The 7640-nt window shown below is 66.5% G+C and carries 5 protein-coding genes; 2 read left to right on the forward strand and 3 right to left on the reverse strand.

The features are described 5' to 3' along the window. Positions 1–13 precede the first annotated feature (13 nt). Positions 14–1828, reverse strand: coding sequence for a glutamine--fructose-6-phosphate transaminase (isomerizing) (glmS, locus tag C491_RS18465; protein WP_005559128.1), 1815 nt, complete (start codon positions 1826–1828; stop codon positions 14–16). A 687-nt stretch (positions 1829–2515) separates the two neighbouring features. On the opposite strand from glmS, the gene C491_RS18470 reads away from it, so the two are divergent. Together C491_RS18470 and C491_RS18475 are read left to right on the forward strand one after the other, a co-directional pair. After that, complete coding sequence (locus C491_RS18470; RefSeq protein ID WP_005559130.1) at positions 2516–4582, forward strand: cation:proton antiporter; 2067 nt, start codon at positions 2516–2518, stop codon at positions 4580–4582. 79 nt (positions 4583–4661) lie between these two features. Continuing rightward, on the forward strand, positions 4662–4841 hold the full coding sequence (locus tag C491_RS18475; protein WP_005559132.1) for a DUF5786 family protein: 180 nt from the start codon (positions 4662–4664) through the stop codon (positions 4839–4841). Between the two features lie 28 nt (positions 4842–4869). Here the strand turns inward: C491_RS18475 and C491_RS18480 are convergent, their stop codons facing one another. Then, positions 4870–5565, reverse strand: a complete 696-nt coding sequence (locus tag C491_RS18480; RefSeq protein WP_005559135.1) for a helix-turn-helix domain-containing protein — start codon at positions 5563–5565, stop codon at positions 4870–4872. 238 nt (positions 5566–5803) lie between these two features. Beyond that, positions 5804–7640 (reverse strand): bacterio-opsin activator domain-containing protein (locus C491_RS18485; protein ID WP_005559137.1); only part of this gene is annotated, 1837 nt, incomplete at its 5' end.

Consider the following 7640-nt stretch of genomic DNA (forward strand, 5'->3'; position numbering starts at 1 on the left):
AGACTCCGCGATTCTACTCGACGGTGACGCTTTTCGCGAGGTTTCTGGGCTTGTCGATCGGTCGACCCAGCAGGTCGGCCGCGTAGTAGGAGACGAGCTGCAGCTGGACGTTCGCGAGCAGCCCCGCCAGCGCCGGCTCAGTGTCGGGAATCTCGAGGTGAGCGTCGGCCGTCTCGAGAGCGGGGTGGCCGTCTGGACAGACGGCGACCAGCGGCGCCCCGCGGGTCTGGGCCTCCTCGGCGTTGTTCAGTGTCTTCGCGTCCTCCTGGCCGGTGAAGACAGCGAACACCGGCGTCTCCGGGGTGACGAGCGCCAGCGGCCCGTGTTTGAGCTCACCGGAGGCGAACCCCTCGGCGTGCTCGTAGGTAATCTCCTTGAACTTCAGCGCTCCCTCGAGCGCGACCGGGTAGCCCAGCCCGCGACCGATGAAGAAGTACGACTGACTGCCGCGGTAGCGGTTCGCGACCGCCGCGGCGTCGGACGTCTCGAGGACGCGTTCGATCTCCGCGGGCATCCTGGCAAGCGCCGGGAGCAGCGACTCGAGGTCGGCCGGCGGCTCGCCCCGGCGATCGGCGGCGATTCGCTGGGCGAGCAGCGTGAGCATCACGGCCTGCGAGGAGAACGTCTTGGTCGCGGCGACGCCGATCTCGGGCCCCGCGCGGATGAAGAGCGTTTCGTCGGCCTCTCTGGCGGCGGTCGAACCGACGACGTTCGTGACAGTAACGGTCTCGGCGCCGTCGGCGTTGGCCTGTCGCAGGGCGTTCAGGGTGTCGGCGGTCTCCCCGCTCTGGGTGACGGCGATCACGAGCGTCTCGTCGTCGATGGGGGGTGCGGCGGCGCTGTACTCGTTGGCCAGCAGGGCGGTGGCCCTGATCCCGGCCTGGTTGAGCGCGAGCGAGCCGTACAGCGCGGCGTGGTAGGACGTGCCACAGGCAACGAGCTGGACGCTTGAGACGTCGGTAAACGTCCCCGGGCCGAAGTCGGCCAGCGCGATCCGTCCGTTCTCGGGATCGATCCGTCCCTCGAGCGCCTGGGCGAGCGAGGTCGGCTGCTCGTCGATCTCCTTGAGCATGAAGTGATCGTACTCGCCCTTCCCGGCCTCCTCGGGATCCCACTCGACCGTCTCGGGCTCCCGCTCGACGGGGTTGCCCTCCAGGTCGGTGAACTCGACGCCGTCGCCGTCGACAACGACGACGTCGCCGTCCCGCAGGTAGACGACGCTATCGGTGTACTCGAGGAAGGCGGGGACGTCGCTCGCGAGGAAGTACTCGCCGTCCTCGACTCCGACGACCAGCGGCGACCCCTGACGAGCCGCGTAGAGGACGTGCTCGCCCGAGAACATCGCCGTAATCGCGTAACTTCCCTCGAGGTCGCCGATCGCCTTCCGGAAGGCAGTCTCGTTGTCGGCCCCCCCGTCGAGGTAGTACTGAATGAGGTGGGGGACGACCTCGGTGTCGGTGTCGCTCGTGAACTCGTAGCCGGCCGCGCGCAACTCCGCGCGGAGCTCGGCGTAGTTCTCGATGATCCCGTTGTGCACGACCGCGACGTCCTCGGTGGCGTCGGTGTGGGGGTGGGCGTTCTCGTCGGTCGGCGGCCCGTGGGTGCTCCATCGGGTGTGACCGATTCCGACCCGCCCCTCGAGTGGATCGTCCGCGACCGAGTCGACCAGCGCCTCGACCTTCCCGGATCGCTTCTCGACGGCGATTCCCGAGCCGTTCTGGACGGCGACCCCCGCCGAGTCGTAGCCGCGGTACTCGAGGTTTTCGAGGCCCGTCAGCAGCGTCTCCAGCGCGTTGCCGTCCCCGACGCGGCCGATGATTCCACACATCGACAGGTCACCGTCCCCCGTCATCGACGCCGCTCGAGAGCGATCCCGCCGCGCCGCGAGTTCGGTCTTTGCGGCCGCGCCTCAGCTGAGAGCGACGCGTCCGTGCCGCTTGAGACTGATCGACCTGAGAAGCTGTTCGGGAGAACAACCGGTACGTGAACATGAGGCAGCCTAAGAGCTCCGGAACCCATTACTATAGACGGGCTACCGGCGTCCGTAGCAAACGGATACTCGACCCACAACTCCGACGAGCGATGGCCGATCTCCCGTAGCGGAACCGGCTGACTCGAGCGGGATCGAAGCCGCTGAGCGCCCGTCTCGACGCTCGGCGTTCCGACCGACCGATCGGTCGGGACGCGTTCCGAGTAGTAGCGACGTCGTACACGTTCCGACGACCGTGTTGGGAGGGTAGTTCAGAGGGACGAGTCTCGAGAAGGAGCCGGCTACAAAGACGTCGGCGATAGATAACCGACCGAACGTGGACAATAATTCAGAATGGGTGCTTAGTTCGATTATTCTCATCGACTTCGCCGGCTGCTGGGCACCAAAATCCGGAATCACGCGTTTTATTATCCGGCCACACCATCACCATCGCACGATTGTCTCCTCTCGAACCACGCCGCGACGAAATGCGTTCCATCCGATGATAGGACTACTATACGCCCCCTCGAGTACAGCCCAGCCACGATGAACTGGACCGTACTCTTCGTCGTCGACGGGTTCGGGTTACCACTCGACCAGCCGGTGCTGATCTTCGCGCTCGCGATGCTGATCTTTCTCGTCGGGCCGCTGTTCGTCAAGAAACTCGGTCAGCCCGGCATCGTCGGCATCGTCGTCTTCGGGGCGATCATCGGCCCCGGTGCGACCGGTATCGTCGAACACTCGGACGCGATCGAGTTGCTCGGCGAGGTCGGACTGATCTACCTGCTGTTCACTGTGGGTCTCGAGGTCGACCTTCGGGGGTTCAAGGACGCGCCCGAGAACGCCGCCCTGTTCGGCCTGCTGAGTTTCTTCGTTCCGTTTACTGTCGGGACCCTCGTCACAACAGCCTTCCTCGGACTCGATATCTGGGCGGCGCTGTTGCTCTCGGCGGTGTTCGCCTCCCACACCCTGCTCGCCTACCCCATCGTCAACCGATTCGGCGTCACGAAAAACCGCGCCGTCTCGGCCGTCTTCGGCGGGATCCTCTTTACTGACACCCTCGCGCTGGTCGTGCTCGCGATCGTCACCGGCGCGGTTCAGGACGGGCTCTCGGTGTTGTTGTTCGGCGACATCGCGCTCTCGCTCGGCCTCCTGTTCGCCGGCGTCTGGTTCCTCGTTCCGCCGGCGTCCCGGTGGTTCTTCCAGAACTTCAGCGAGGAGAGCTACTTCGAGTTCCTGTTCGTGATGGTTGGGATCTTCGCCGCCGCCAGCCTCGCGGAGATCCTCGACCTGGATCCGATCCTCGGCGCGTTCGTCGCCGGACTGGCGCTGAACCAGCTCATCCCGCAGGGCGGGACGCTGATGAATCGCATCGAGTTCGTCGGCAACGCGTTCTTTATCCCGTTCTTCCTGCTCCACGTCGGGATGCTCGTCGACCTGGGGGTTATCTTCGCCGGCCCCGAGACCCTCCAGATCGCCGCGCTCATCACGACGATCATGGTCGTGACGAAGGGCGCAGCCGCCTGGTCCGTCGCCGAGATCCAGGACTACACGAAACACGAACGCGACGTCATCTTCGGCCTCTCGACGGGACAGGCCGCCGCCGCGCTGGCGATCACGCTCGTCGGGTTCGACGCCGGGCTCTTCAGCGAGGCGATCCTCAACGCGGTCGTCCTCCTGTTGCTGATCTCGGCACTCCTCAGCCCGTGGATGACCGAACGTGCGGCCAACCGGCTCGCCCTCGAGCGCGAGGTCGAGGACGACTCCGACGACGGACGGGATCCGAACATCCTGCTCCCGCTGTCGCACAACGCCGAACTCCAGCGGCGGCTGCTGGAGCTCTCGTTCGTCGTTAAGGGTGAGGGCGGAAGCAACCCGGTTCACGTGATGACCGTCGTCCAGCCCGATACGAGCCAGTCGGCGGAAGAACAGATCAGCTCCGTTCAGGCCGAACTCAGCGACCTCGCGGCCGAAGGCAGCGCCGCGGAGGTCCCGATCGAGACGGAAGCACGGGTCAACCACAACGTCGCCTCGGGGGTCGTCCAGGGCGCCGTCGAGGTCCAGGCTAACCAGATCATTATGGGCTGGGACGCCACCCAGAGCTTCAGCCACCGCATCTTCGGGAGCATCATCGACCAGGTGCTCGAGCGGACGAAGCTGCCGGTGCTCATCTCGCGGCTCGGTCATCCGATCAACACGACCCGACGGATCTTCGTCGTCGTCCCGATCGGCGCCGACCACCACGAAGGGTTCTACGAGGCCGTCCACCTGGTCAAACGGATCGCGGCGAACCTCGGCGCCGAGCTGAACGTCATCGTTGTCGAAGGGGCGTCCCATCAGTTCGAGCAGCTGTTCGGTCTCGTCGAAGAGGACGTCACCGCCGAGTTCGACTCTATCGACGACTGGGGGAAGCTACTGCCGACGCTCGAGGAGCGAACCGAGGACGACGACCTCATCGTCGCGATCTCGCCGCGCCGAGGTGACGTCGGCTGGCACAACGAGCTCGGAGATCTGCCGGCCCGCCTCGCGGATATGCCGCCGGAGTCGTTCATCATGATCCACCCGCGCCAGGGCGAGCCGGAGTACGACCGACAGTACCTCCGGCTGAAGTAGCGCGTCATCGGCGTGGGATCGCGATCCACGGTGGCATCGAATCACCACATCTTTCCCGCAGCCGTCCCTCGATTTCGCCATGGGTTTTGGTAGCTACGACGAGTCCGAACAGCAACAACCACGGGACGACGACGAGGACGTCGAGGCCGTCAACATCCACGAACACGACCACAACGGACAGCTCGAGTTCGAGTCCGACGTCTCGACCGATCAGCTGGTCTCCCAGCTCGGGTCGATGAAGGACGAAGACGACGAGTAACGAGCCGGCCAGCTTCGAAACCGCGTTTTCAGGCGAACGCCGACCCACAGAGCTGTGCGATCGCTCGCCGGAGCCGCTGAGAGATCGCCGACTTCGAGACCTCGAGGCGATCGGCGAGTTCGTCCTGGGAGATCCGTCGGGGGACGTCGAAGTACCCCTCCTCGTAGGCGACCGTCAGCAGTTCCCGCTGTTTCTCCGTGAGCGAAACCGGCCCACCGCCCTCGGTGTCGGCCGGTCGGAGGTGGTCGACGGTCACCGAGACGTCCAGTTCCCGACACCGGTCGTTGAACGCGACGAGGGCGTTCCGGTCGGGAAAGCGTAGCCGGAACTGCCATCCCTCCCGACAGCTCGAGCAGCCGCGGAGCCGTCCGCCGACGGCGGCGGTCGCCTCGACGAGGGTGATCGCTCGCTCGGTAAGCTCGAGTCGATAGCTCCGACACTCGGGAGCGCGATCCACGAGGACGGGATCGGCAACGGTCGGATCGGTCCCGAGAGCGGTCTCGAACGCTCCGAACTCGGTGCCCAACGCGGTGACGAACAGGAGGGTTCGGTCGCCGCCCGCGTCGGTCCAGTACTCGGGCTCGAGGGAGATCTCGGGTGCGCGTCGCAGCGTCGGTCGCAACACCAGCTCCGGGTGCGAGAGGGTGAGCTGAGCCAGCACGCCACCGTTGGCCTGCGTTCGAACGGCAACGCCGTCGGGATCCGCAGCGAGGTCGAGGCTCATCGGTTCATCCGCCGTCCGGGGAGACGGCAGCGATAAGATCTCGTTACCGGGTCCGTAGTCATCGAATGGCTGATTCGAGCGCGAACGGATGGCCGTGGGGGCTAGCTATCGACACGACCCCTCGAAGCGGGGCTATACTGATTCATCGGTCACCGAAGCCGACTGTCGTCCGCGAGAACTCGACCGCACGCGTAGCCCGATGCTACTCGCGGTAATACGGGTCTACCGCCGTCTCGAGCTACTCGAGCCCGTCAAACTCCTCGAACAGCACCGAGAGCAGCGTCGCCTGTGCGGCCCTGACGTGACGGCTGAACGTCGGCTGGGAGATCCCCAGCGAGTCGGCGACCGCCTCCCCAGTGCTCTCCCGGGGCCACTCGAAGAAGCCGGCGTAGTAGGCCGCCTCGAGCGTCTGTCGCTGTCGCTCGGAGAGGCGCTCGCGAAGGGCCGAATCGAGCGCAAGCGCGTTCTCGGGAGACTGCTCGCGCTGGCGACGGGCCAGCAACTCGAGGTCCCACCCGCGCTCGAGCGCGTCGACGAACGCGCGAACGTCGGCCGATCCCGAGAGTTCGAGGACGAGCCGGGTCCGGTCGTCGGTCGGCGTCAGCGACCGGACGACGCCGCCGTGTTCGGCGACGGTAACCACGACCGACGGCTCGTCGACGACGAGCTCGAGCAGCCGATCTCCGCCGATCGTCCCGGCCGTCCGCACCGATTTGATCCCCTCGAGCTCGGCGAACGAGTCGACGCTCGGAAGCGAGTCGTCGGGGACAGTAACGAACGCGGTTTCGTCCCCGGCGGAGCGCGGAACGACGGACCGAACCGTCAGCGGGTGACCGATCCGGTGAGCGATCGTCGCCAGAGGGTCGGGTTCGCGGAGGACGAACTCGAGTTCGGTGACCGCCTCGCCGCGCAGGGCTCGTCTGGTCTCGATCGCGCCGACGACGGCGCCGCCGACGTCCCCAAGTCGTTCGATCCCACGACGGGTCGGTTCGTCGAACGCCCCTGGCTCGGTCGAGTAGACGGTCAGCGTTCCGTACCGGAACGATTCCGATCGAAGTGGGACGCTCAGCACGGAGCGGATCCCCTGCTCGAGCGCCCGTTCGCGCCAGGGCTCGTCCGGTGCCTCGGTCAGGTCGTCGATACGGACCGACTCTGGAGCCGAGGCCCGCTCGGCCGACGGCGGTCGCGGGATCACGAGCGGATCGGGTCGAACGTCGGCGTCTCCGGCGACCGCCTTGGGATCGACTCGTTCGCGGACGTTTTCGGAGACATCGATCCAGGCGAACTCGTTCGATCCCTCGGCGAACTCGAGGGACGTAATCCCCCGACAGAGCCGTCGGTACACCGCCTCCCGGTCGCTCGCCTCGAGCAGGTCCCGCTCGATCGTTCCGAGCCGCTCGAGCCGATCGAGGGTCGCCTCGAGAGAAGTGCGGTCCGATCGACACCCGCGTAGTTGGGCCGCCGCGTCCCGCTCGTCGAGCGCGAGCGCGCCGATCTCGACGAGGCTCTCGATCGGGCCAGGATCGATCGGATCGAACCCCATCGGTTCCATTGTGGTCGCGACCAGCACCGTCGTTCCGACCGAAACCGTAAACACCTGCTCGGCCCGGAGGTCGGCCGCCTCGAGGAACGGCTCGAGCGCTCGAGCGTCTCGAGTCGTTGCACCACCTCCGTCGCGAACGACGTCGTCCGGGATCGCAGCGCGATCGACGGCGGGGAGGCCGGACGCCCTCGAGTCGCGGCCCGCGACCCCGACCGGTCGGAGTGCTCGTTCCTCGAGTCGGTAGAGGCAGGCGACGTCGCCGCCGGCGAGATCGACCGCGGCCTCGGCGACCGCTCGCCCGACGTCGGGGACGGTTTCGGCCTCGCGAATCGATCCGACTGCGGCCTCGAGCGTCCGCAACGCTCCGGTTGGCGACCGTCGACGATCCCGAACCAGACAGAGCGTTCGCTCGGCGGCGGGAAGCGGGATCACGGCGACCTCGACGGGTCGGCGATTTCCGAGCGCGAGGGTTCCGAAAGTGGGCTCCATCCACCTGAACGGCGCCGCCCGCCCGCGTTCGCGAACCGTCTCC

Source organism: Natronococcus amylolyticus DSM 10524, from assembly GCF_000337675.1.
In the GTDB taxonomy this organism is placed as follows: domain Archaea; phylum Halobacteriota; class Halobacteria; order Halobacteriales; family Natrialbaceae; genus Natronococcus; species Natronococcus amylolyticus.